At 65.9% G+C, this 22006-nt stretch carries 18 protein-coding genes; 10 read left to right on the top strand and 8 right to left on the bottom strand.

The window, feature by feature from the left end; all coding sequences use genetic code 11:
• Positions 1–87: 87 nt before the first annotated feature.
• A complete protein-coding gene (gene argE / locus ACTWJ5_RS01520; RefSeq protein ID WP_074978173.1) occupies positions 88–1227 on the bottom strand; it encodes an acetylornithine deacetylase in 1140 nt (379 codons plus the stop codon).
• Positions 1228–1401: 174 nt separating this feature from the next.
• Here argE and ACTWJ5_RS01515 point away from each other — a divergent pair, with 174 nt between their 5' ends.
• The 4 genes from ACTWJ5_RS01515 (at position 1402) to ACTWJ5_RS01500 (ending at position 6142) form a co-directional block, all read left to right on the top strand.
• A complete protein-coding gene (locus tag ACTWJ5_RS01515) occupies positions 1402–2763 on the top strand; it encodes a CYTH domain-containing protein (protein ID WP_256513828.1) in 1362 nt (453 codons plus the stop codon).
• 84 nt (positions 2764–2847) lie between these two features.
• Positions 2848–4632, top strand: a complete 1785-nt coding sequence (locus ACTWJ5_RS01510) for a GspE/PulE family protein (RefSeq protein WP_116424643.1) — start codon at positions 2848–2850, stop codon at positions 4630–4632.
• Positions 4633–4753: 121 nt separating this feature from the next.
• Positions 4754–5692 carry an SPFH domain-containing protein gene (locus tag ACTWJ5_RS01505; protein ID WP_043269777.1) on the top strand — a complete coding sequence of 313 codons (939 nt, stop codon included), beginning with the start codon at positions 4754–4756 and terminating at the stop codon, positions 5690–5692.
• A gap of 3 nt (positions 5693–5695) precedes the next feature.
• On the top strand, positions 5696–6142 hold the full coding sequence (locus ACTWJ5_RS01500) for an NfeD family protein (protein WP_116424642.1): 447 nt from the start codon (positions 5696–5698) through the stop codon (positions 6140–6142).
• 438 nt (positions 6143–6580) lie between these two features.
• On the opposite strand, the gene ACTWJ5_RS01495 is transcribed toward ACTWJ5_RS01500, so the two are convergent.
• Both ACTWJ5_RS01495 and ACTWJ5_RS01490 read right to left on the bottom strand, forming a co-directional pair.
• Positions 6581–7552 (bottom strand): isopenicillin N synthase family dioxygenase, encoded by a 972-nt coding sequence (locus ACTWJ5_RS01495; RefSeq protein ID WP_444437327.1) that lies wholly within the window; start codon positions 7550–7552, stop codon positions 6581–6583.
• Between the two features lie 118 nt (positions 7553–7670).
• Entirely contained in the window at positions 7671–8756 is a 1086-nt protein-coding gene (locus ACTWJ5_RS01490) for a BMP family ABC transporter substrate-binding protein (RefSeq protein ID WP_249918151.1), read from the bottom strand.
• A 258-nt stretch (positions 8757–9014) separates the two neighbouring features.
• On the opposite strand from ACTWJ5_RS01490, the gene ACTWJ5_RS01485 reads away from it, so the two are divergent.
• The 3 genes from ACTWJ5_RS01485 to ACTWJ5_RS01475 all read left to right on the top strand — a co-directional run bounded on the left by ACTWJ5_RS01485 (position 9015) and on the right by ACTWJ5_RS01475 (position 11894).
• Complete coding sequence (locus ACTWJ5_RS01485) at positions 9015–10097, top strand: calcium:proton antiporter (protein ID WP_256513822.1); 1083 nt, start codon at positions 9015–9017, stop codon at positions 10095–10097.
• Between the two features lie 2 nt (positions 10098–10099).
• Entirely contained in the window at positions 10100–10618 is a 519-nt protein-coding gene (locus ACTWJ5_RS01480; RefSeq protein WP_074978190.1) for a nucleoside 2-deoxyribosyltransferase, read from the top strand.
• A 298-nt stretch (positions 10619–10916) separates the two neighbouring features.
• Positions 10917–11894 carry an IS110 family transposase gene (locus ACTWJ5_RS01475; protein ID WP_444436200.1) on the top strand — a complete coding sequence of 326 codons (978 nt, stop codon included), beginning with the start codon at positions 10917–10919 and terminating at the stop codon, positions 11892–11894.
• A gap of 141 nt (positions 11895–12035) precedes the next feature.
• On the opposite strand, the gene ACTWJ5_RS01470 is transcribed toward ACTWJ5_RS01475, so the two are convergent.
• The 3 genes from ACTWJ5_RS01470 to ACTWJ5_RS01460 all read right to left on the bottom strand — a co-directional run bounded on the left by ACTWJ5_RS01470 (position 12036) and on the right by ACTWJ5_RS01460 (position 14410).
• Positions 12036–13172 carry an IS481 family transposase gene (locus tag ACTWJ5_RS01470; protein WP_135499969.1) on the bottom strand — a complete coding sequence of 379 codons (1137 nt, stop codon included), beginning with the start codon at positions 13170–13172 and terminating at the stop codon, positions 12036–12038.
• Between the two features lie 219 nt (positions 13173–13391).
• A complete protein-coding gene (locus ACTWJ5_RS01465; RefSeq protein ID WP_074978193.1) occupies positions 13392–13730 on the bottom strand; it encodes a zinc ribbon domain-containing protein YjdM in 339 nt (112 codons plus the stop codon).
• A 56-nt stretch (positions 13731–13786) separates the two neighbouring features.
• Positions 13787–14410: a c-type cytochrome gene (locus ACTWJ5_RS01460; RefSeq protein ID WP_256513813.1), complete on the bottom strand. Its 624-nt coding sequence runs from the start codon at positions 14408–14410 to the stop codon at positions 13787–13789.
• Between the two features lie 235 nt (positions 14411–14645).
• On the opposite strand from ACTWJ5_RS01460, the gene ACTWJ5_RS01455 reads away from it, so the two are divergent.
• The 3 genes from ACTWJ5_RS01455 to ACTWJ5_RS01445 are packed head-to-tail and all read left to right on the top strand — an operon-like array spanning position 14646 to position 18555.
• A complete protein-coding gene (locus tag ACTWJ5_RS01455; RefSeq protein WP_261747184.1) occupies positions 14646–15779 on the top strand; it encodes a merozoite surface protein 3b in 1134 nt (377 codons plus the stop codon).
• A gap of 2 nt (positions 15780–15781) precedes the next feature.
• A complete protein-coding gene (locus tag ACTWJ5_RS01450; RefSeq protein WP_444437326.1) occupies positions 15782–17197 on the top strand; it encodes a DUF6384 family protein in 1416 nt (471 codons plus the stop codon).
• A gap of 5 nt (positions 17198–17202) precedes the next feature.
• On the top strand, positions 17203–18555 hold the full coding sequence (locus tag ACTWJ5_RS01445; RefSeq protein ID WP_444437325.1) for a hypothetical protein: 1353 nt from the start codon (positions 17203–17205) through the stop codon (positions 18553–18555).
• A gap of 66 nt (positions 18556–18621) precedes the next feature.
• On the opposite strand, the gene oadA is transcribed toward ACTWJ5_RS01445, so the two are convergent.
• Entirely contained in the window at positions 18622–20445 is a 1824-nt protein-coding gene (gene oadA / locus ACTWJ5_RS01440) for a sodium-extruding oxaloacetate decarboxylase subunit alpha (protein WP_074978197.1), read from the bottom strand.
• Between the two features lie 10 nt (positions 20446–20455).
• On the bottom strand, positions 20456–21871 hold the full coding sequence (locus ACTWJ5_RS01435) for an acetyl-CoA carboxylase biotin carboxylase subunit (protein WP_009614928.1): 1416 nt from the start codon (positions 21869–21871) through the stop codon (positions 20456–20458).
• Positions 21872–22006: the final 135 nt, after the last annotated feature.

Here is a 22006-nt window from a genome sequence, read left to right as displayed (position 1 = left end):
GTCGAGTGCGAATGGCCGGCAAGGGCGGCGGGAGCGGCGGTTATCGTCGTCGCATGCACATCGACGGGTTTCTCCTCTTCAGGGCGGTTACAGGCAGTAATGCTGGATCAAGCCGCGCAGCAGTTCCACGGTCGGCGGGATGCGAGCGAGTTCCAGATGTTCGTCCGGCTGGTGGGCGCAGGCGATGTCGCCGGGGCCCAGGACCAGAGTCTGGCAACCAAGCTGCTGAAGATACGGTGCTTCGGTGCCAAAGGCTACCGCTTCCGCCGAATGCCCGCTGAGGCGCTCGGCCAGGCGCACCAGCTCGCTGTCCGCGGCCTGCTCGAAGGGCGGCACGGCGGGGAACAGCGGCTGGTAGTCCAGGCGCACCGCGAAGCGCTCGGCCAGGGGCCGCAGGCGCTCGCCGATGGCCCGGCGCAGGGCCTGCGGGTCCATCCCCGGCAGCGGCCGCAGGTCGAACTCCAGGGCGCACTGGCCACAGATGCGGTTGGGGTTGTCGCCGCCGTGGATGCAGCCCAGGTTCAGCGTCGGCTGCGGTACGCCGAACTGCGGGTTGTTGAATTCCTTCTGCCACTGCGCGCGCAGCGCCAGCAGCTCGCCGATGGCCGCGTGCATGGCCTCCAGGGCGCTGTGGCCGAGGCTCGGGTCGGAGGAATGGCCGCTCTGCCCGAGGATGTCGATGCGCTCCATCATCACCCCCTTGTGCAGGCGGATCGGCCGCAGCCCGGTGGGCTCGCCGATCACCGCGGCGCGCGCCAGGGGCCGGCCGGCTTCGGCCAGAGCGCGGGCGCCGGCCATGGAGCTTTCCTCGTCGCAGGTGGCGAGGATCAGCAGCGGCTGGCGCAGGGGCTTCTCCAGCAGCGGCAGCAACGCCTCGATGGCGATGGCGAAGAAGCCCTTCATGTCGCAGCTGCCCAGGCCGTACCAGCGGCCGTCGCGCTCGTCCAGGCGCAGCGGGTCGCTTTTCCACAGCGACTCGTCGTAGGGCACGGTGTCGGTGTGCCCGGCCAGCACCAGGCCGCCAGGGCCGCTGCCCAGGCTCGCCAGCAGGTTGAACTTGCCCGGGGCGATCTCCTGCAGTTCACAGGCGAAACCCAGGTCGCCCAGCCAGGTGGCCAGCAGCTCCACCACCGGGCGGTTGGACTGGTCCAGGGCGGGCTGGGTACAGCTCACCGACGGCAGGGCGAGCAACTGGGCGAAACGGTCTTTCAGGCTCGGCAGGGGCATGGGCGTCTCCGGAAGCGTTGTGCCCATCATGGCCCAGGATGGCCGTCAGTTGAACCGCCATCCTTCGCCGGAACAGCGCCGACGGGGTGCTGTCCTGTACACTAACGGGCTTCGACGAACGCCCCCGCGCCAGGCCCTGCGGGCCCGTCTACCCTTTCCTTCCCGGACTCCGCCATGCAGAAAGAAACCGAAATCAAGCTGCGCGCCAGCCGCGAGACCCTCGAGGCGCTGCGCGACCACCCGCTGCTGAAGAAGCGCAACAAGTCCGGCTGGCAGCAGAGCGAGCTGTACAACCAGTACTACGACACCCCCGGCCGCGACCTGGCCCGGGCCAAGGTCGCGCTGCGCCTGCGCCGCGACGGCGAGCAGTACATTCAGACGCTGAAGAGCCGCGGCCACAGCGTCGCCGGGCTGTCCGAGCGCAACGAGTGGGACTGGTACCTGGACAAGCCCGAGCTGGACCTGGGCAAGCTCGACGACAGCTGCTGGCCGGCGGCCCTGGCCGACCTCGACAAGCAGCAGCTGCAGCCGATCTTCAGCACCGATTTCACCCGCCAGCGCGCCGAGATCGCCTGGGGCCGCGGCAAGACCAAGGTGGCGATCGAAGCCGCCCTCGACCTGGGCAAGGTCGTCGCCGACCAGCAGGAAGAGGAAATCTGCGAGCTGGAGCTGGAACTGCGCCAGGGCGAGCCCGCGGCGCTGCTGGAACTGGCCGCGGAGCTGGCCGCCGACCTGCCGCTGATGCCCTGCGACATCAGCAAGGCCGAGCGCGGCTACCGGCTGTTCGACCCGGCCAGCTACACGGTGCACCCGGACACCCAGAAGCTGCTGGCGGAAACCCCGCTGGACGGCGCCTTCGCCGCCATCGCCTGGTCGCTGCTGGGCAGCAGCCAGCGCCTGGCCGAGCAGTACCGCTTCAACGGCCACTGGCGCCTGCTGCAAGAGTGGCTGCAGCAGCTGGTGGACCTGCGCGCCCTGCTCGGCAGCCTCGGCCAGGCCGCGCCGCGCGCCAGCAGCCGCGAGCTGCGCACCGCGCTGGACGCGCTGATCGGCGACTGGCGGCCGCGCATCGAACAGGGCGAAGCCGACGAAGCCGCGCGCCAGCAGGCGCCGGAAGCCTTCCGCGCCGAACTCGGCCAGACGCGCTGGGGCCTGTTCTCCCTGCAGGCCTCGCGCTGGCTGCTGGCCCGCGCCTGGCAGGAAGGCCGCAACGAGCGCGGCGACCGCCAGGGCGCCGCGGCCCTGGGCAAATGGCTGCCGCGCCTGCTCGCCGAGGAGGCCGAGGGCCTGCCCCTGGCCCGCGCCCAGCAGCAGCCGGAACTGCTCGCCGAGCAACTGCCGCGCCTGCAACGCCTGCTGGTGTGGCTGCGCCTGGCCCGCGGCGTGCTCGACCTGCCCGAGGCCGACCGCCTCTACGGCGAACTGGCCAAGCTGGAACAGGCCCTGCACCGGCGCGACAGCGCGGACCTGGATGCTCTCGCCGCCCAGGCCCATACTGTGCTGACCCTCAAGCCCTGGAAGGCGCTTTTGAAATAAGCTGGGGAACCCGACGGCGCGGGCCGGACTCAGACCAGCTCCACCCGCAGCCGTCCGCGGCACACACGAACGCAGGGAGTCCGAATGTCCGTCTTCGCTTCGCCCGCCCAGGATCGCTGGCTTGACCTGGCCGATATCCTCCACGAGCTGGTCGCCCAGGGCCGCGTCGCGCAGAACGACGCCGAGCAGTGCCTGGCGATCCGCCGCAGCGCGGTGAAGAACCAGCAGCATCCCCTGGAATTCCTCGCCGCCCAGCAGGTGCCGGACCAGCACCGCCCCGGCCGCCACCTGGACCTCGACACCCTGGTGCACTGGCTGGCCGAGTATTCCGGCCAGCCCTACCTGCGCATCGACCCGCTGAAGATCGACGTCGCCGCGGTCACCCCGCTGATGTCCTACGCCTTCGCCCAGCGCCACAGGATCCTCGCCGTGGCGGTGGCGCCGGACAGCGTCACCATCGCCAGCGCCCAGCCCTTCGTGCACAGCTGGGAAGGCAACCTGACCCACGTGCTCAAGCGCCCGATCAAGCGCGTGGTGTGCAACCCGCAGGACATCCAGCGCTTCACCACCGAGTTCTACCGCCTGGCCAAGTCGGTCAGCGGCGCCTCCGCCCAGGACATGAAGACCAGCGGCGTGGGCAACTTCGAGCAGCTGCTCAACCTGGGCGCCAGCGACCAGGAGCCGGACGCCAACGACGCGCACATCGTCACCATCGTCGACTGGCTGTTCCAGTACGCCTTCCAGCAGCGCGCCAGCGACATCCACATCGAGCCGCGGCGCGAGCAGGGCACGGTGCGCTTCCGCATCGACGGCGTGCTGCACAACGTCTACCAGTTCCCGCCGCAGGTCACCATGGCGGTGGTCAGCCGCCTGAAGTCCCTCGGCCGCATGAACGTCGCCGAGAAGCGCAAGCCCCAGGACGGCCGGGTGAAGACCAAGACCCCGGACGGCGCCGAGGTGGAGCTGCGCCTGTCGACCCTGCCCACCGCCTTCGGCGAGAAGATGGTGATGCGGATCTTCGACCCCGAGGTGCTGCTCAAGAGCTTCGACCAGTTGGGCTTCTCCCCCGAGGACCTGCGCCGCTGGCAGAGCATGACCAACCAGCCCAACGGCATCATCCTGGTCACCGGGCCCACCGGCTCGGGCAAGACCACCACCCTCTACACCACGCTCAAGCAACTGGCCACGGACGAGGTGAACGTCTGCACCATCGAGGACCCGATCGAGATGATCGAGCCCTCGTTCAACCAGATGCAGGTGCAGCACAACATCGACCTGACCTTCGCCAGCGGCGTGCGCGCCCTGCTGCGGCAGGACCCGGACATCATCATGGTCGGCGAGATCCGCGACCTGGAGACCGCCGAGATGGCCATCCAGGCGGCGCTGACCGGGCACCTGGTGCTCTCCACCCTGCACACCAACGACTCGCCCACGGCCATCACCCGCCTGCTCGAACTGGGCGTGCCCTACTACCTGATCCGCGCCACCGTGCTCGGCGTCATGGCCCAGCGCCTGGTGCGCACCCTGTGCCCGCACTGCAAGGCGCCGCTGGAGCTGGAAGAGAGCGACTGGCAGGAGCTGACGCGGCCCTGGAACGCCCCGCTGCCCACCGGCGCACAACAGGCGGTGGGCTGCCTGGAGTGCCGCGACACCGGCTACCGTGGCCGCGCCGGGGTGTACGAGATCATGCTGCTGACCGACAGCCTGAAGGAACAGATCACCGCCGACACCGACCTCATCCCGCTGCGCCGCCAGGCCTTCAAGGAAGGCATGCGCAGCCTGCGCCTGTCCGGCGCGCAGAAGGTCGCCGCGGGCCTGACCACCATCGAGGAAGTGCTGCGGGTGACGCCGCAGAGCGAGCAGAAATAGGAAATCTCCGAGTCCGATGTGCTCGCGGGATGACACGGGAAAGCGTTAGCTTTGCCCGCTTGCCCCGCCCCTCCGGGGGCCGGGCGCCACGGAAGTCCGAATCGACCAAGGAGTGCAGCAAATGGAAACCGGCAGTGTCCTGATCCTCTTCGTCATCCTCGCGGTGGCGATCGTGTTCATGGGCTTCAAGGTGGTACCCCAGGGCAACGAGTGGACGGTGGAGCGCTTCGGCCGCTACACCGGCACCCTCAAGCCGGGGCTGAACATCATCGTCCCGGTGATGGACCGCGTCGGGCAGAAGATCAACATGATGGAGCGGGTGCTGGACATCCCCCCGCAGGAAGCCATCAGCGCCGACAACGCCATCGTGCAGATCGACGCGGTGTGCTTCTACCAGGTGGTCGACGCGGCGCGCGCGGCCTACGAGGTCAGCGGCCTGGAGAACGCCATCCGCAACCTGGTGATGACCAACATCCGCACCGTGCTCGGCTCCATGGAGCTGGACCACATGCTCAGCCAGCGCGACGCCATCAACGAGCGCCTGCTGCGCACCGTCGACGAGGCCACCGCGCCCTGGGGCCTGAAGGTCACCCGCATCGAGATCAAGGACATCAGCCCGCCGGCCGACCTGGTGGAAGCCATGGCCAGCCAGATGAAGGCCGAGCGCCTCAAGCGCGCGCAGATCCTCGACGCCGAGGGCAAGCGCGCCGCGGAAATCCTCACCGCCGAGGGCGAGAAGCAGGCGCAGATCCTCAAGGCCGAGGGCCAGCGCCAGGCCGCCTTCCTCGAAGCCGAGGCCCGCGAGCGCCAGGCCGAGGCCGAGGCGCGGGCGACCCAGGTGGTCTCCGAGGCCATCGCCAGCGGCAACGTGCAGGCGGTGAACTACTTCGTCGCGCAGAAATACGTCGACGCCCTCGGCCAGCTGGCCGCCTCGAACAACAGCAAGATAGTGCTGATGCCGCTGGAAGCCAGCCAGGTGATAGGCGCGGTGGGCGGCATCGGCGAGATCGTCAAGGCCACCTTCGGCGACGGGGCGCCCGGCGCCAAGGGCCGGGGCTGAGCCATGTGGGATTACCTGCAGCACCTGAGCTTCTGGGACTGGCTGGCCTTCGGCACCCTGCTGCTGATCCTCGAGGTGTTCGGCGCCGGCGGCTACCTGCTGTGGATCGGCATCGCCGCCGCGGCCACCGGCGTGCTCGCCTTCTTCGCCCCGGGCCTGGCCTGGACCTGGCAGTTCCTCGCCTTCGGCATCCTGGCGCTGCTCACCGTGGCCTTCTGGTGGCGCTACCAGCACCGCCCGGGCGCCGGCGAAGCCGCCAGCGGCCTGAACCGCCGCGGCAGCGAGCTGGTCGGCCGGCAGTTCGCCCTGCATGACGCCATCATCGGCGGCCGCGGCAAGATCCGCGTCGGCGACAGCCTGTGGCTGGTCAGCGGCCCGGACCTGCCGGCCGGCGCCCAGGTGAAGGTCACCGGGCAGGATGGCGCGGTGCTGTTGGTCGAGCCAGCCTGAGGTAACGCGGCAGGTCGGCCCGGCGTTTCAGCCGAACCCCGAGCGCCCGGAAACAGGTGCTCCGAAGCCGAACCCGAAGCACGCGTGGGATCACGGTCAAACGGCGGATAACGTCGAACGTTATCCGCCCTACACCCAGCCCGCCCGTGGCGTAGGGCGTATAACCGTTCGCGGTTATACGCCGATACACCGGCCTCGTGCCCGGCGCCACGGTTGATCCGGGCCGTTTCCTCCCTCGAGCCTCGCTAATGCCAAGGCCAGTTCCGAACAATGCGGAACCAAGTCGTGGCGATGGGTATCGCTTCGCTCAACCCATCCTACGGGGCAACTGCTCTTCGTAGGAGCGAGCTTGCTCGCGAACAATCCCGGCCATGACGCCGCCGGTCAATCCGTTCGCGAGCAAGCTCGCTCCTACGGGAAGCCGTGTCCGCTTGTACCCTACGATGCCTTCACCTCTTCCCCGCGGCGGTAGGCGTAGGTCGCGGCGAAGCGCGAGGTCAGCCATTCGCCGCAGGTGGTCGGCGGGTACTTCGGCGGGTTGTCGGCGTCGAAGCAGCCCGGCAGGCACTCGATGGCGATGTCCATGTGCGGCTCAGCGAAGAACGGCATCGAATAGCGGTCCACGCCCTGGGGGCTGATCACCCGGTGCGGGGTCGAGCGGTACCTGTCGTTGCTCCAGCGCGCCATCATGTCGCCGATGTTGACCACGAAGGTGCCCTCGATGGGCGGCGCGTCTATCCACTGGCCCTGGCGGTTCTGCACCTGCAGGCCGCCGGCGTCGTCCTGGTACAGCAGGGTCACGCAGCCGTAGTCGGTGTGTGCGCCAGCACCCGGCTGGTCGGCGCTCTGCCGCGCCGCGGCCGGCGGGTAGTGGATCATGCGGAACACGCTGACCGGCTGCTCGAAGCGCCTGTCGAAGAAGTCTTCCTCTATCTCCAGGGCGATGGCCAGTGCGCGCAACACGGTCCTGGCCAGCTCCAGCATGTCAGCGTAGTGCCCTTCCAGCAGCGCCTCCCAGCCCGGCAGGTCCGGGTGGCGGTTGGGCCCGTAGAAGGACTTGCCGGCGACCACGTCCGGGTGGTCGGCCGGCAGGTGCAGGGCCATGTCGAAGGTTTCCTTGAAATCGCTGGGCAGAGCCGGGTCCAGCTGCTCGGTGGCGATGGCGCCGTAGCCGCGGTGGTTCCTGCTCTGGGTGATGTCGATCTTCAGCTTCTCGCTGGCCGGCTGGGCAAAGAAGCCACGCGCGGCCTCCAGCAGCTCGGCGAAGCGTTGCGCCGGGATCGGGTGGCCCTGGATGTAGAAGAAGCCCCATTCGCGGCAGGCGGCGTCGACCTGCCGGGCCACCTCGGCCCAGGCGGAGCGGTCGGCGGCGTAGAGCGGGGCGATGTCGATGATGGGTAGGCGGTCCATGGTCGGTCTCGTGCAGGCCTCTCGTAGGAGCGAGCTTGCTCGCGAACGAATCAACCGGCGGTGCCATGGCCGGGATTGTTCGCGAGCAAGCTCGCTCCTACAGAAGGGGTTCACCGGGTCATTTCGGCAGCTCGGCCTTGATGCCTTCTACGTAGTAGTCCATCGCGGCCAGGTCGGCGTTGCTGGCCACGGCGCCGGCGGCGATGCGTTCCTTGCCGCTCTGGTCCTTGATCGGCCCGGTGAAGGGATGGAAGGCGCCGCTCTTGATGTCGGCGATCAGCTTGCTCGCCTCGGTCTGCACGTCGGCCGGCAGCACGTCCTTGTTCAGCGGCAGGACGATGGTGTCCTCGGCCAGGCCGCCCCAGAAGTCCTGCGGTTTCCAGCTGCCGTCCATGACCGCCTGGGTGGCCTTGATGTAGTGCGGGCCCCAGTCGTTGACGATGGAGGTCAGCACGGTCTTCGGCCCGAAGTGCTGCATGTCCGAGGCATAGCCCACGGCGTACACGCCGCGGCGCTCGGCGGCCTGGATCGGCGCCGGGCTGTCGGTGTGCTGGAAGATCACGTCCACGCCCTGGTCGATCAGCGCGTTGGCGGCGTCCGCCTCCTTGCCCGGGTCGAACCAGGTGCTCACCCACATCACTTTCAGCTCGGCCTGGGGGTCGTACTTGTTCAGCGCCAGCTGGATGGAGTTGATGTCGCGGATCACCTCGGGGATCGGGAAGGAGGCGATGTAGCCGATCTTGTGCGTCTTGGTCATCTTCGCCGCCAGGTAGCCACCGACGTAGCGGCCCTCGTAGGAGCGCGACAGGTAGGTGCCGAGGTTCCTGTCACGCTTGTAGCCGGTGGCGTGCTCGAAGGTCACCTTGGGGAACTGCTTGGCCACCTTGGCGGTGGGGTTCATGAAGCCGAAGGAAGTGGTGAAGATCAGCCCGTAGCCGTCCTTGGCCATGTTGCGGATCACCCGCTCGGCGTCGGCGCCCTCGGCGACGTTCTCGACGAAGCTGGTCTGCACCTTGTCGCCGAAGTGTTCCACCAGCTCGCGGCGGCCCATCTCGTGCTGGTAGGTCCAGCCGTGGTCGCCCACCGGGCCGACGTAGACGAAGCCGACCTTCAGCGGTTCGGCCGCCGCCGCGCCGAGGCTGGCGCCAAGGCCCATGGCCAACGCCAGGCCACGCAGCAGGGTGTTCAGGGTCTTGTTCTTCATGGTGCGGGGACGCTCCTGTCGATGCAGTGTCGGGGCCGGAAGGTGCATGGCCCTCCGGGGCGCTTCGCCCAATGCAATAACCTGACCAGGTGGACAGGTGCCGCGCGCCAGGCGGCCGCGCCCTGTGCGGCGGTCCCATGCGCGTCTTGCATTGGTGCGCCCATGCCACCTGCTGGTGCGCCCCGGCGACGGTGGGCAAGGCCCCGGGCAAGGCCTAAGATGGGCGCCTCTATCCCATGGAACGGATGTCCCCCGACGATGCTGCGCCTGCTCAAAGACGAGAAATTCCTCCTCCTCGCCCTGCTCCTGGCGGTGCTGGTCTACCCCCTGGAACACAGCCTGCTCGAAGGCGGCAAGACCCTGGCCGGGGTGGTCGCCACTGTCCTGCTGGCCTCGATCATCAGCGTCTCGCTGCGCGTGGCGCACCATGCCGAGATTCTTGCGGAGAAGGTCGGCGAGCCCTACGGCACCATGATCCTGACCCTCGCCGCGGTGCTGGTGGAGGTGGTCATCCTGGCCATCATGATGGGCCACAACCACTCCCCCACCCTGGCCCGCGACACCATCTACGCCGCGGTGATGCTGGACATGAACGGCATCCTCGGCCTGGCCGCGCTGCTCGGCGGCCTGAAGCACGGCGAGCAGTCGTACAACGACGACTCGGGCAAGACCTACGTGACCATGATCCTCACCGCGGTAGGCATCTCCATGGTGGTACCGGAGCTGATCCCGGCGGCGCAGTGGAAGCTCTACTCGCTGTTCACCATCGGCTGCATGGTCATGCTCTACGGCCTGTTCCTGCGCATGCAGACCGGCCAGCACAGCTACTTCTTCGCCTACAACTACGCGGTGCACGGCGAGCAGCAGCACGGCCACGAGGCCCAGGGCAGCACGCGCCAGTCCATGGCCCTGCTGGTAGCCGGGGTGGTGCTGATCGGCGCGCTGGCCGAGGTCATGTCCAAGGCCCTGGACGTCAGCCTGGAAGGCAGCGGCGTGCCGCCGATCGTCCCGGCGCTGCTGGTGGCGGCCATCTCCGCCAGCCCGGAAATCCTCACCGCGCTGCGCGCCGCGCTGGCCAACCGCATGCAGCCGGTGGTCAACATCGCCCTGGGCGCCTCGCTGTCCACGGTGATCCTCACCGTGCCGGTGATCGAGGCCCTGGCGCTGTTCAAGGGCCAGCCGATCCAGATGGCGATGACGCCGCTGCAGACCGGCATGATGTTCATCACCCTGATGGTGGCGGGCTTCAACCTGCACGACGGCAAGACCAACGCCATCGAGGGCATGACTCACTTCGTGCTCTTCGCCACCTTCCTGATGCTGTCGTTCATGGGGTTGTGACCATGCTGAAGATCTACCTCGCCGGCCCCGACGTGTTCCGCCCCGACGCCGCCGGGCACGGCGCGCAGCTCAAGGCGCTGTGCGCGGAATACGGGTTCGAGGGGCTGTTCCCGCTGGACGTCCAGGTGCCGGCGGAAATCACCGAGCCGCACCAGCAGGCGATCTGGATCTACCGCGCCAACCTGCGCCTGATCGCCGAGGCCGACTGCGTGCTGGCCAACCTGGCGTCGTTCCGCGGCAGCGAGCCGGACAGCGGCACCTGCTTCGAGGTCGGCTACGCCGCGGCCCTGGGCAAGCCGCTGTACGGCTACCTGCCGGACGCCGGCAGCTACGTCGAGCGCATGCGCCGCAAGTACCCGGAATGGCTCGGCCAGCAGCCCGGCCGCGACCGCGACGGCAACGTCCTGGAAGCCTTCGGCCTGCCGCTGAACCTGATGCTGGCGGTGCCCACCCAGATCGTCTCCGGCGGCCCGCGCGAAGCCCTGGAGCTGCTGCGCCAGGACCTGCAGCCGGCGGAATGATCGTAACCGCGCCCATGTATGAGCGCGCCCTGCGCGCGATTCGCGGGCAGGGCCCGCTCCTTGTATGTCGACGACCCGCCATAACGGCGGGTAGTCTCCGGCTGATCACCGGAAGGAAGACCAGGAAGACGTGTCCGCTCCTAGGCTACGAGCCTGCACTGTAGATAGTCTCCTGCCTTCCCAATCCACTCGTGAGTCCGAACGGTATCTGGAGCCCCACCCCGGTGGTAGCTCGTATAGGCAAGGTTGGATGGAGTGGAGTGCTGATGATGTAAAGCTGTAAGAGGTAGCAGGAGTTATGGCCATCGTAGTTGGCGTGGATATCGCCAAGAAAACTTTCGACATTGCGGTTCTGCAGAGCAATGGCAAATACCGCACCAAAGGCAATCTGAGCAACGATCAGTCGGGCTTCAGCGTCTTTGACCAGTGGCTGCAAAAACATGCCGAGCCAGGGGCGTGGGTGGTGATGGAAGCCACCAACATCTATCACGAAGCTCTGGGCGATTATCTGTTGGCCCGGGGATATCGTGTCTGCGTGATGAATCCGGCACGTATCGCCAGCTATGCGCAAAGCCAGTTGCAACGGGTCAAGACCGACAAGGTCGACGCCAAGTTGATCGCCCTCTACGGCGCTCGGCATGCCGAGGATCTCCAGCTCTGGCAGCCGGACCCGGTGAGCGTGCGGCAACTCCGTGCGCTGGTACGGCGCTACGAAGAGCTCAAGGAGCTGTTCCAGATGGAAATCAACCGCCTGGAAACCGCCAAGAGCGACGTGGTGAAAGAGTCGATCCTGTCGGTCTCGGCCCATCTGGAACAGCAGATTGAACAGACGCTGGAAGCGATTCGCCAACATATCGACAACGATCCTGACTTGCGGGGCAAGCGCGATCTGCTGACGAGTATCGAGGGTATCAGCGACAAAACTGCAGCCCTGTTGCTGGCCGAACTTGGATCAATCAGCCGCTTCGAGAGTGCCCGGGCGGTCGTGGCTTTTGCAGGACTCAATCCGAGGCTCAGGGAATCCGGCCAACACAAGGGCCAGGTGAGGATCTCAAAGATCGGCTCACGCCTCTTGCGGGCAGGCCTGTTCATGCCAGCCATCTGTGCCATGAGCCATAACCAGGCGATACGGGCACTGCGTTTACGGCTCGAGGAGAAAGGCAAAGCGGGTAAACAGATCATCTGTGCTGCCATGCGCAAGCTGCTGCAGATCGCCTATGGCGTCCTCAAGTCGGGCCAGCCATACAATGTGGAACTGGCCCTTGCTCGAGGCTAGGTGACACGGTATCTACACGACTGCGCCGAGGCGCTTTTCGTAGGATGGGTTTCGCAAGTGTTCTGCCGGGACACATAGGTAACGCCTGTCGGGACACATGGGTAACGCCTGTCGGGACACATGGGTAACGGTTTCCCATGGTCACTCCGGCTGCCTGAGGTCGACCTGCCGGACCGTTTTGTTGATGAAAATGATGTCGAGTACGCCATCCTCCTTGGCGGGGCGGATGGCGACTCGCTCACCCGCCAGACCTTCGCTGACGAATACCATTCGGCCATCGAGGCGAATCTGGCCCTTGGTATGTACCGTCAGCACCCGCTCTCCGGGCTCGTACTCCACTTCCAGCAACTTTTCCGGGTATGGCCTGGGGCTGCTCCGGTAACGCGTCAAGGGCGGCTTCTGGCCCAGCGCCTGATGCGGACGTTGCTGATTGTACTGTTCCAGCCAGCGGTCCATACCCGCCTGGCATTGCTCCAGGGTGCGGAAGTGCGCGTCGTGCAGCAGCTCGCGCTTGAGCGTCTGATGGAAGCGTTCGAGCTTGCCTTGGGTCTGCGGATGGTGAGGCCGGCTGTGTCCGACCTTGATGCCCAAGCGCATCAACCAGACTTCCAGAGCCGAGAGGCCGCCGCGACGGGTTGAGCCCCAGGGTGGGCCGTTGTCGCTGGTAATGCGCCGGGGCAGGCCATAGCGCCGGAATACCCTGATCAGTTGTTGGCGGACCGTTTCACGCCGCTCGTCAGCACAGGCCGCCAGGCACAGGGCAAAGCGTGAGTGGTCATCGAGCAGCGTCAATGGATGGCAATGCTGGCGCTGGCCGAACAGCGCAAAGTGCCCCTTGAAGTCCATCTGCCAGAGGTCGTTTGGCGCCTCGTGCTCGAAGCGCGATGTCGCGGCAGGGCCGGCGTCGGCCCCATAACGCAACGGCCGGCCATGCCGGCGCAGAATCGCATCGAGCGTGCTGTGATGCGGACGTGCAGACTCGTCACCCGACATCAGGCTGCGCAGTTTGCGGCCGCCCCAGGCGGGATAGGCCTCATGCAAGGCCAGGACAGCGTGCTCCAGGTCCTCGCTGCTACGGCGGGGGCAACTCAAGGGACGCCGGGACTTATCCAGCAATCCCGGTTCGCCTTGCTCTTGGTAGCGTCGAAGCCACTTGTAGGCTGTTTTCGGACTGATCTCGAAGCGCCGGCACAGCTCCCGCACGTTGGCATCAGGCTGTTCTGCCAGGAGAACGAACTCATATCGACTGGACACAGGTGTGCACTCCTTCCACGGCATCGCTCGATCTCCCGATACGGCAATTCCGTGATCCTAAATGCGTTACCTATGTCTCCCGACACCTGTTACCCATGTCTCCCGGCAGAACACAAGCTCAACCCATCCTACGGGAGCCCGGAAATGACGTAGGAGCGGACTCCGTCCGCGATGGGCCGGGCCCAGGCACGGCGATCGCGGATGAATCCGCTCCTACAAAAGAAGAAGAGAAGCCCGAGCGGCTCAGACCTTCTTCACGAACTCCGACTTCAGCTTCATCGCGCCGATGCCGTCGATCTTGCAGTCGATGTCGTGGTCGCCGTCCACCAGGCGGATATTCTTCACCTTGGTGCCGACCTTGACCACCAGGGACGAGCCCTTGACCTTCAGGTCCTTGATCACGCTGACGGTGTCGCCGTCCTGCAGCACGTTGCCGACGGCGTCCTTGATCACCTTGGCATCGCCCTCGCCTTCGGCGGCGGCATCGGCCGACCATTCATGGGCGCATTCCGGGCAGACCAGCAGCGCGCCGTCCTCGTAGGTGTATTCGGAATTGCATTTGGGGCAGGGTGGCAGGCTCATGGTCTCTATCACTGACAGTGGGAAAAGACCGTGCATTATATAAGGATTTGCCCGCCTCAGGGGTGCAATTGCTGCAGGTAGGCCGCCAGCGCCTCGATATTCCCGGCTTGCAGCTGCGACGCCACCGCCAGCATGGTCGAGCCGGCGCGGCGCGGGTCCTTGTCGCGGTAGGCCTCCAGCGTCCGCTGCAGGTAGGTCGCCGGCTGCCCGGCGATACGCGGCACGCCCTGCTGGCCGAGCCCCTGCGGGCCATGGCAGGCCACGCAGACCTGCCCGAACAGGGCCTCGCCCCTGGCACGCAACGCATCGTCCACCGCACCCTCGCGCGGCCGCACCTGCTGCTGGCTGTAGTACACGGCGATGTTCACCCGCTCGTCGAGGCTCAGCATCCGGGCCGCCTGGTTCATCACGAAGTCGGTGCGCTGCCCGCTGGCGTAGCGCTCGAAGGCAGTGAACAGGTAGCCCGGGGCCTGCGCGGCCAGGTTCGGGATGTAGTCGCGCCGGCTGTTGCCGTCGTCGCCGTGGCAGTTGCGGCACAGCACGATGCGCTCGTGGCCGGCGGCATAGGCCTGCTCGCGCTTGGCGGGGTCGGCCATGATGGCGTCGAAGCGCGCCATGGCTGCGTCGTCGGCCAGAGCCAGGGACGTGAAGAACAGCGACAAGACGAACGCGAAGCGCATCGGAGCATCCTGAAAATATAGTCGGAGGAAGCCCTGTTTATAGGCATGAGCCGCGGCGCGTCACTTGGATGCAGGTCAATGAAGCGAACTCTCGAGTGGGCTCCAAGGTGACGGCTCTCACAAACCCGGACAGTCGGCCAAGCCGCCAACCGGCGGCGCTCGAGGCTTGCCTTGGCCGAAGGCCTCATGACACCTTCCCCTCAGGCGATATCACTGCAACCAAGCAAGGAACTCCATGAGCAATTACCTGGAAAAGGCCATCACTACCCTGCGTAGCCTCGGCATCCGTTTGCAGCCGCAGGAATCGCCGGTCCTCAGCATCCTGGAGAGAATCGCCAAGTACGACCTCCAGCGCGTCACCGCCATCGCCGCCACCTTGCAGCAATCCTCCGCCTTCAACGCAGCCATTCGCGAGAACCTCGAAGGCATGGACGTCTCGAGCCGCTACGCCAACATCGTCGACGGCTTCAACTCGATAGTCGAAGACGCACGCCAGGTGGCTGCCTGGATGGAAGATGGCCGCCTCGATCTCAAGGAGCGCGCGCAACTGCAGTGGATGAAGCTGCGCCGCGGCTCGATCCCGGACCGCTTCGGCAGCATCCGTGACGCCTACCTGGAGGTAGCCGGCGCCACCAGCCGCCAGCTCGAGACCGAAACCCGCATTCTCGATGCCTACCAGGATTTCCGCATGGCCCTGAAAAGCGCCGAGGTTGATGCCCAGCAGGTACTGGCCCAGGCATCCGCGGCCTTGCAACAGCGCAAGGCGGCCCTGGAGGCCGCCGGCGCAGAGCTGGACAGGGTGGCCGAAGACGATGGGGTGCGCCGAAGCGCCCTGGAGCTGGCCCGCGACGAGGCGCTCCGCGCGGTGCAAGAGGAGGACAAGTCCTATCAGGTGGCCAAGGACCTCGCCGACGACCTGAAGACCGCCTTCAACACCGCCGAGCTAGTGTTCGCCCGCCTGCAGCAGACCCAGGCCGTGAAGGAACGCCTGTACCAGCGCTCGGTGTCCTTTTTCGCCACCAACGAGACGGTGTTTTCCGGCCTGACCGCGTCCTTCACCTCGATGAGCGGCCTGAACGAGACCACGCAAACCTTCGAAGCCATGAAGGACGGTATGAACAAGGGCCTCGAGGCGCTCGCGGGGGACAACCGCGATTCGTTGCAGGAAGCCCTGCGGGCGGGCTACGGCGCCACCCTGAAGAGCACCTCGGTGAAGACGCTGGCCGACGCCATAGTCGACTATCAGGCCAGCAGCCTGAAGCTGATCGAGGAACTGCGCCGCGAGTCCAGCGAGGCCGCCCGCGATATCGAACAGGCGACCGAGTCCGGCAAGCAGCGATTCGCAGCCCTCCTGCAACAAGGCGTCTGACAATGGTGCAGGTCACCCTCAGGGAACAGATGGGGGCAATGGCCGTCGTAGACGAGCTGCGCCACCGGCAGATGCAGACGCTGGAGCTGCTTGATATCGGTGAGCGCCGAGAGGAGGTGGCACGGCGCATTCGCGAGTACTACCAAGGCCAGGGAATCCAGTGTTCCGATGAAGTGATCGAGCAGGGCGTGCAGCAATATTTCGCCGGGCGCCTCAGGTATGCATCTCCACGACTCAAACCGCTCACCGGGCTGCTTGCGACAATCTACAGTACCCATCCCAAATGGTTTCCCGTCTATGGACGCTGGGCATTCAAGGGCGTGCTGCTGGGCCTGGGCATATGGCTCTCCCTCGCGCTGTGGCAATCGATCAATGTGGGCAAGGTTCAGCAGATGGCTGACCAGTTGCTGCAGCAACAGAGCCAACTGGCCAGCCAGGCCGGCGATCAGGCACAACGCATCGAGATGCTGGCAGAGCGCAACACCTCCTCCGAGCCCATTCAGCGCCTGCTGCAACGACCCCAGGCCGATCTGGAGAAACTCAATGCGCAGCTGAGCACCAGCATTCCCTCCAAGGTTACCCGCTCTACCTACAAGGAGGACCGGGAGGCCATCGAGACCGCCCGGACACGGATGAACGAGTCCCAGACGCTGCTTGCCGGCATCGTGACCGACCTGAGCGAGACCGCGGACCTGCAGAGCACCCTGGAAACGCTGCAGACAATTCGGACCAGGGACAGTTACCAGCCCCTGATTCGAGAGTACCCGGCCATACCCAAGGCGCTCGAAGCAGCCCAGCACGCCGCCGAAACCGCTGATCATGGCAGCGTGGCGACCGCCATTAGCCTGACCCGGGATACCTTGGACAAGATTCGGGCTGCGGCTGCCATGCGACCCTACAGCGCAAAACTGGACGAGCTGACCAAGGATTTCCAGCGCCTGAGGCTCCCGGCTCGCGACCAGTCCATCGTCAACGCCCGCCTCAAGGCTTTCGCCGCCCAGATACAGTCGCTGAACACCAGCGAGTTGGCGGACACGCAAATGGACCTGGAGCAGTTGCTGGACTTTGCCAAGTCCCCTCTTGAACTGCGCATCGTCGATCGCACAGGCGAAAAATCTGGAGCGGAACGCACTTACGACGATTCGGGCGGACGATCCTGGTACCTGATAGCCGAGGCCGTCGACGCTTCCGGTGAGGCATATGCGGTTCCCGTCACCGACTCGGAGAGTGGAGACTTCGGGATGGCGACTGTCTTCGGCGTCCGAGTCTCGAAAGTGGAATACGACAAGGTCAAGGCTGACAAGCAGGACGATGGCCACATCGGCAAACGCACCCTGGGTAACAAAGCCGCCAACTCCCTGGCTCTGCGCTTCGGCAGCCGGATATCTGCCAACCCCGACATGATCCTCAGCTGGTGACCGCAATGAGACGAGCCGAAGTCCATGACAAGGTGCTTCACCACATACGCTCGATGGAAGCGTCCCTGAACGGTGCCAAGGAGTCTCTCTGCTCGCTGAACTCCAGGAAGCTGGGACTGGAACAGGAACTCCTGCTGCAGATGCGCAAGATCGCAGCCCTGCAGATGGCAGGAGATGTGGATATCGACCGGCAGGTCCAGGCGCTTCTCGAACAGCGCCGGCAAGCCGGAGAAGAACTGCAAGGGGAGCAGCGTGAACTGGATGGCCAGAGCCAAGCCAGTGACCAGGAAGTGATAGCAGCCGTTCAAGCCATCGAAACAATGGAAGCGGACATAAACCAGAGCCTCGCGCAGCATGTCGAATACCTCGATGCGACCGAGCGTCTGACGCGGGCACAGGATGCCCTGCGCAAACGCGTGGCCGATCATGCCGAGATCGCGCAGGAGTGCGAAACAAAGCTCAAGGAGTTTTCCACCGCCCCCCTGTACCTCTACCTGAAAGACAGGGCTTACCCCAGCGGCCCACTGTACAAGCCCAACTTCCTGACGCGCCGCCTCGATGCGTGGATCGCCAGGCTTTGCGACTACCAGAATAATCAAGCGAAAGAAATCGCTCTGCAGGGCCTGCAGAAGCTCAACGATAGCGAACTGAAATCCCACCAATACGATGTCAAGGGCCAGGAAGCTCGCCTGGAGAATCTGTTCAAGGCCAAGGCGGCGGACACCAATCTGAAAGAGGCACGCCAGCGCTTGCAGCAGGCCCAGAGCAGGCAGGTTCAATTGCAGGACAAGAGCCGGGAGCTGGCTCGCAAGCTTTCCCTCTTCGCCGAGAACAAGGACCCGAGTGCCAAGGCCGTGCAGAATCTGCTGCTCGAAGCCCTGGAGCAAACGGACAGCGACACTCTGCTCCAGCGCGCCAGCCAGACACCCGGGGAAGAAGACGATGCAGCAGCCGCCCGCATCAAGGTCATACGCTCACAGCTGGCGGAGCTGGAGGAGCGCCAGAAGGAACTGAAATCGGCTATCAAGCAGAGCGAAAAGGACTATAGCCAGAGCCTGGATCTGCTTGCATCGATACAGTCGGACTGGTTGTCCGCAACACCAGGCAGTGCCTTTCGACCGGAGCATTCCGAAGGGGCGGTCAGTTCCTTTATTTCCGGCGTCGGCATGGTCCTGGGAGTGCTGGCGGATCTCAGCTCGACCGGCGGAGGGGGGCATTCCGGCGGCTATGGCAACCACAGCAGCTCGTCAGGCAGCCGCAGCAGCACCTCGGCTGGCGGCTCCTCCGGTGGCGGCGGGGGCTTCAGCAGCAGCTCTTCCAGTGGCGGCGGTGGCTTCCGCACGACCGACAGTTTCTGAGGACAAAAAAAGGGGGAGCATCGTGCTCCCCCGGGGACTGAACCTTGAGACCCGTCTGTCCGTCGGTCAGCCTTCAATCTCGATCAGCACCTCGCCCGGGTTGACGCGGTCACCCTTGGCTACGTGGATCGCCTTGACGGTGCCGGCGATGGGTGCCTGCACCTCGGTTTCCATCTTCATGGCTTCGGTGATCAGCACGGCCTGGCCGGCCTTCACGCTGTCGCCTTCCTTCACCAGCACGTCGACGATGTTGCCCGGCATGGTGGTGCTGACGTCACCCGGCGCGCTGGCGTGCTTGCGCTTGTTGCCGCCGCCGCCGATGAACTCGTTGAGCGGCTCGAACACCACTTCCTCGGGCATGCCGTCGATGGACAGGTAGAAGTGGCGCTTGCCGTCGGTCTTCACGCCGACGCCGGTGATGTCCACGCGGTAGCTCTCGCCGTGCACGTCGACCACGAACTCGGTCGGCACGCCTTCGCCGCCGGCCGCGGCCACGCCGTTGCCGCTGGGGATCGGCAGCAGTTCCTCGGGCTTCAGGGCGCCGGCCTCGCGTTCCTCGAGGAACTTGCGGCCGATGTCCGGGAACATGGCGAAGGTCAGCACGTCCTCTTCGGACTTGGCCAGCGCGCCGATCTCGCCGCGCAGCTTGTCCAGCTCGGGCTTGATCAGGTCGGCCGGGCGCACGTCGATGACTTCCTCGTTGCCGATGGCCTGGCGTCGCAGCTGCTCGTTGATCTGGCCCGGGGCCTTGCCGTAGCGGCCCTGCAGGTACAGCTTCACCTCGTTGGTGATGGTCTTGTAGCGCTCGCCGGCCAGCACGTTGAAGAACGCCTGGGTGCCGACGATCTGCGAGGTCGGGGTGACCAGGGGCGGGAAGCCCAGGTCCTCGCGCACCCGCGGGATCTCTTCGAGCACTTCGGCCATGCGGTTGAGGGCGCCCTGCTCCTTCAGCTGGTTGGCCAGGTTGGAGATCATGCCGCCGGGCACCTGGTTGACCTGCACGCGGGTGTCCACGCCGGTGAATTCGCTCTCGAACTGGTGGTACTTCTTGCGCACGGCGTGGAAGTACATGCCGACTTCCTGGATCAGCTCCAGGTCCAGGCCGGTGTCGTAGGGGGTGTTGCGCAGCGCCGCGACCATCGACTCGGTGCCCGGGTGGCTGGTGCCCCAGGCCATGCTGGAGATGGCGGTGTCGATGCGGTCGGCGCCGTTCTCCACGGCCTTGAGCTGGCACATGCTGGCCACGCCGGCGGTGTCGTGGGAGTGCACCACCACTTCCAGGGGCAGCGCGTCCTTCAGGGCCTTGACCAGGTCGCCGGTGGCGTAGGGGGTCAGCAGGCCGGCCATGTCCTTGATGGCGATGGAATCCACGCCCATGGCCGCCATGGCCTTGGCCTGGGCGACGAAGGCGTCGATGGTGTGCACCGGGCTGGTGGTGTAGCAGATGGTGCCCTGGGCGTGCTTGCCGGCGGCCTTCACCGCCTCGATGGAGACGCGCAGGTTACGCACGTCGTTCATCGCGTCGAAGATGCGGAACACGTCGATGCCGTTGACCGCGGCCTTGGCCACGAAGGCGCGCACCACGTCGTCGCTGTAGTGGCGGTAGCCCAGCAGGTTCTGCCCGCGCAGGAGCATCTGCAGGCGGGTGTTGGGCAGCGCGGCCTTGAGCTTGCGCAGGCGCTCCCACGGGTCTTCCTTGAGGAAGCGCACGCAGGCGTCGAAGGTGGCGCCGCCCCAGACTTCCAGCGACCAGTAGCCGACCTTGTCGAGCTTGTCGCAGATCGGCAGCATGTCCTCGGTGCGCATGCGGGTGGCCAGCAGCGACTGGTGCGCGTCGCGCAGGATGGTATCGGTGACGCTTATTTTTTTCGACTCAACGGTCTTGCTCATTCGATAATCCTCACAGGCCAGCGTGGGCGGCAATGGCGGTAGCGATGGCGATGGCCAGGTGCGACGGGTTGCGCTTGATCGAGTACTGGGTCAGCTCCGGGTGGCTTTCGACGAAGCTGGTGTTGAACTGGGCGCTGCGGAACTCCGGGTTCTTGAGGATTTCCTGGTAGTAGGGCGCGGTGGTCTTCACGCCTTGCACGCGCATGTCGTCCAGGGCGCGCAGGCCGCGGTCCAGGGCCTCTTCCCAGGTCAGCGCCCAGACGATCAGCTTCAGGCACATGGAGTCGTAGTACGGCGGGATGGTGTAGCCGGTGTAGATCGCCGTGTCGGTGCGCACGCCGGGGCCGCCGGGCGCGTAGTAGCGGGTGATCTTGCCGAACGAGGGCAGGAAGTTGTTCTTCGGGTCCTCGGCGTTGATGCGGAACTGCAGGGCATAGCCGCGGTGCTGGATGTCTTCCTGCTTGACCGAGAGCGGCAGACCGGAGGCCACGCGGATCTGCTCGCGGACGATGTCGATGCCGGTGATTTCCTCGGTGATGGTGTGCTCCACCTGCACCCGGGTGTTCATCTCCATGAAGTACACCTCGCCATCGGCGAGCAGGAACTCCACGGTGCCGGCGTTCTCGTAGCCCACGGCCTTGGCCGCGCGCACCGCCAGGTCGCCGATGTAGGCGCGCTGCTCGGGGGTCAGCTGCGGGCTGGGGGCGATCTCGATGAGCTTCTGGTTGCGGCGCTGGATCGAGCAGTCGCGCTCGAACAGGTGCACAGTGTTGCCGAAGGAGTCGGCGAGGATCTGCGCCTCGATGTGCTTCGGGTTGACGATGCACTTCTCGAGGAAGACTTCCGCGCTGCCGAAGGCCTTGGTGGCCTCGGAGATGACGCGGGGGAAGTTCTGCTCCAGCTCCTCGCGGCTGTTGCAGCGGCGGATGCCGCGGCCGCCGCCGCCGGAGGTGGCCTTGAGCATCACCGGGTAGCCGATACGCTCGGCCTCGGACAGCGCCTCGGCGAGGTCGGCGACGTTGCCCTCGGTGCCCGGGGTACAGGGCACGTCGGCGGCGATCATGCTGCGCCGCGCTTCGGTCTTGTCGCCCATGCGGCGGATCACTTCCGCCGACGGGCCGATGAACTTGATGCCGCGCTCGGCGCAGATTTCCGCAAGCTCGGCGTTCTCGGAAAGGAAACCGTAGCCCGGGTGCAGCGCGTCGCAGCCGGTTTCCACCGCCAGGTTCACCAGGGCGCGCGGGTTGAGGTAGCCGGCCAGCGGGTCGGCGCCGATGCTGTGCGCCTCGTCGGCGCGCTTCACGTGCAGGGCGTGGCGGTCGGCGTCGGAGTAGACGGCCACCGAACGGATGCCCATCTCGGCGCAGGCACGCACGATGCGGACAGCGATCTCCCCACGGTTGGCGATCAGGATTTTCTTGATCACTTGCGGTTTCCCTCGACCGGGGCTCGTGGACCCGGCACTTGAACCAATCGGCAATCCGCCGCGGAACGATCCGCGTCGGTTCGGCGCAATGCCGGAGCAGGGTTCCGGCGTTTTTTTACCCTACGCGGGATCGAG

Origin of the sequence: Pseudomonas sp. A6, assembly GCF_052367875.1 — a bacterium.
Taxonomy (GTDB): Bacteria; Pseudomonadota; Gammaproteobacteria; order Pseudomonadales; family Pseudomonadaceae; genus Pseudomonas; species Pseudomonas citronellolis.
This window is presented reverse-complemented; position numbering and strand designations above follow the sequence as displayed.

Excerpts from the sequence above, each read along its gene's own strand:
- argE (WP_074978173.1), bottom strand. The coding sequence starts at position 1,227 with ATGCCCCTGCCGAGCCTGAAAGACCGTTTCGCCCAGTTGCTCGCCCTG.
- ACTWJ5_RS01515 (WP_256513828.1), top strand. The coding sequence starts at position 1,402 with ATGCAGAAAGAAACCGAAATCAAGCTGCGCGCCAGCCGCGAGACCCTC.
- ACTWJ5_RS01510 (WP_116424643.1), top strand. The coding sequence starts at position 2,848 with ATGTCCGTCTTCGCTTCGCCCGCCCAGGATCGCTGGCTTGACCTGGCC.
- ACTWJ5_RS01505 (WP_043269777.1), top strand. The coding sequence starts at position 4,754 with ATGGAAACCGGCAGTGTCCTGATCCTCTTCGTCATCCTCGCGGTGGCG.
- ACTWJ5_RS01500 (WP_116424642.1), top strand. The coding sequence starts at position 5,696 with ATGTGGGATTACCTGCAGCACCTGAGCTTCTGGGACTGGCTGGCCTTC.
- ACTWJ5_RS01495 (WP_444437327.1), bottom strand. The coding sequence starts at position 7,552 with ATGGACCGCCTACCCATCATCGACATCGCCCCGCTCTACGCCGCCGAC.
- ACTWJ5_RS01490 (WP_249918151.1), bottom strand. The coding sequence starts at position 8,756 with ATGAAGAACAAGACCCTGAACACCCTGCTGCGTGGCCTGGCGTTGGCC.
- ACTWJ5_RS01485 (WP_256513822.1), top strand. The coding sequence starts at position 9,015 with ATGCTGCGCCTGCTCAAAGACGAGAAATTCCTCCTCCTCGCCCTGCTC.
- ACTWJ5_RS01480 (WP_074978190.1), top strand. The coding sequence starts at position 10,100 with ATGCTGAAGATCTACCTCGCCGGCCCCGACGTGTTCCGCCCCGACGCC.
- ACTWJ5_RS01475 (WP_444436200.1), top strand. The coding sequence starts at position 10,917 with ATGGCCATCGTAGTTGGCGTGGATATCGCCAAGAAAACTTTCGACATT.
- ACTWJ5_RS01470 (WP_135499969.1), bottom strand. The coding sequence starts at position 13,172 with ATGCCGTGGAAGGAGTGCACACCTGTGTCCAGTCGATATGAGTTCGTT.
- ACTWJ5_RS01465 (WP_074978193.1), bottom strand. The coding sequence starts at position 13,730 with ATGAGCCTGCCACCCTGCCCCAAATGCAATTCCGAATACACCTACGAG.
- ACTWJ5_RS01460 (WP_256513813.1), bottom strand. The coding sequence starts at position 14,410 with ATGCGCTTCGCGTTCGTCTTGTCGCTGTTCTTCACGTCCCTGGCTCTG.
- ACTWJ5_RS01455 (WP_261747184.1), top strand. The coding sequence starts at position 14,646 with ATGAGCAATTACCTGGAAAAGGCCATCACTACCCTGCGTAGCCTCGGC.
- ACTWJ5_RS01450 (WP_444437326.1), top strand. The coding sequence starts at position 15,782 with ATGGTGCAGGTCACCCTCAGGGAACAGATGGGGGCAATGGCCGTCGTA.
- ACTWJ5_RS01445 (WP_444437325.1), top strand. The coding sequence starts at position 17,203 with ATGAGACGAGCCGAAGTCCATGACAAGGTGCTTCACCACATACGCTCG.
- oadA (WP_074978197.1), bottom strand. The coding sequence starts at position 20,445 with ATGAGCAAGACCGTTGAGTCGAAAAAAATAAGCGTCACCGATACCATC.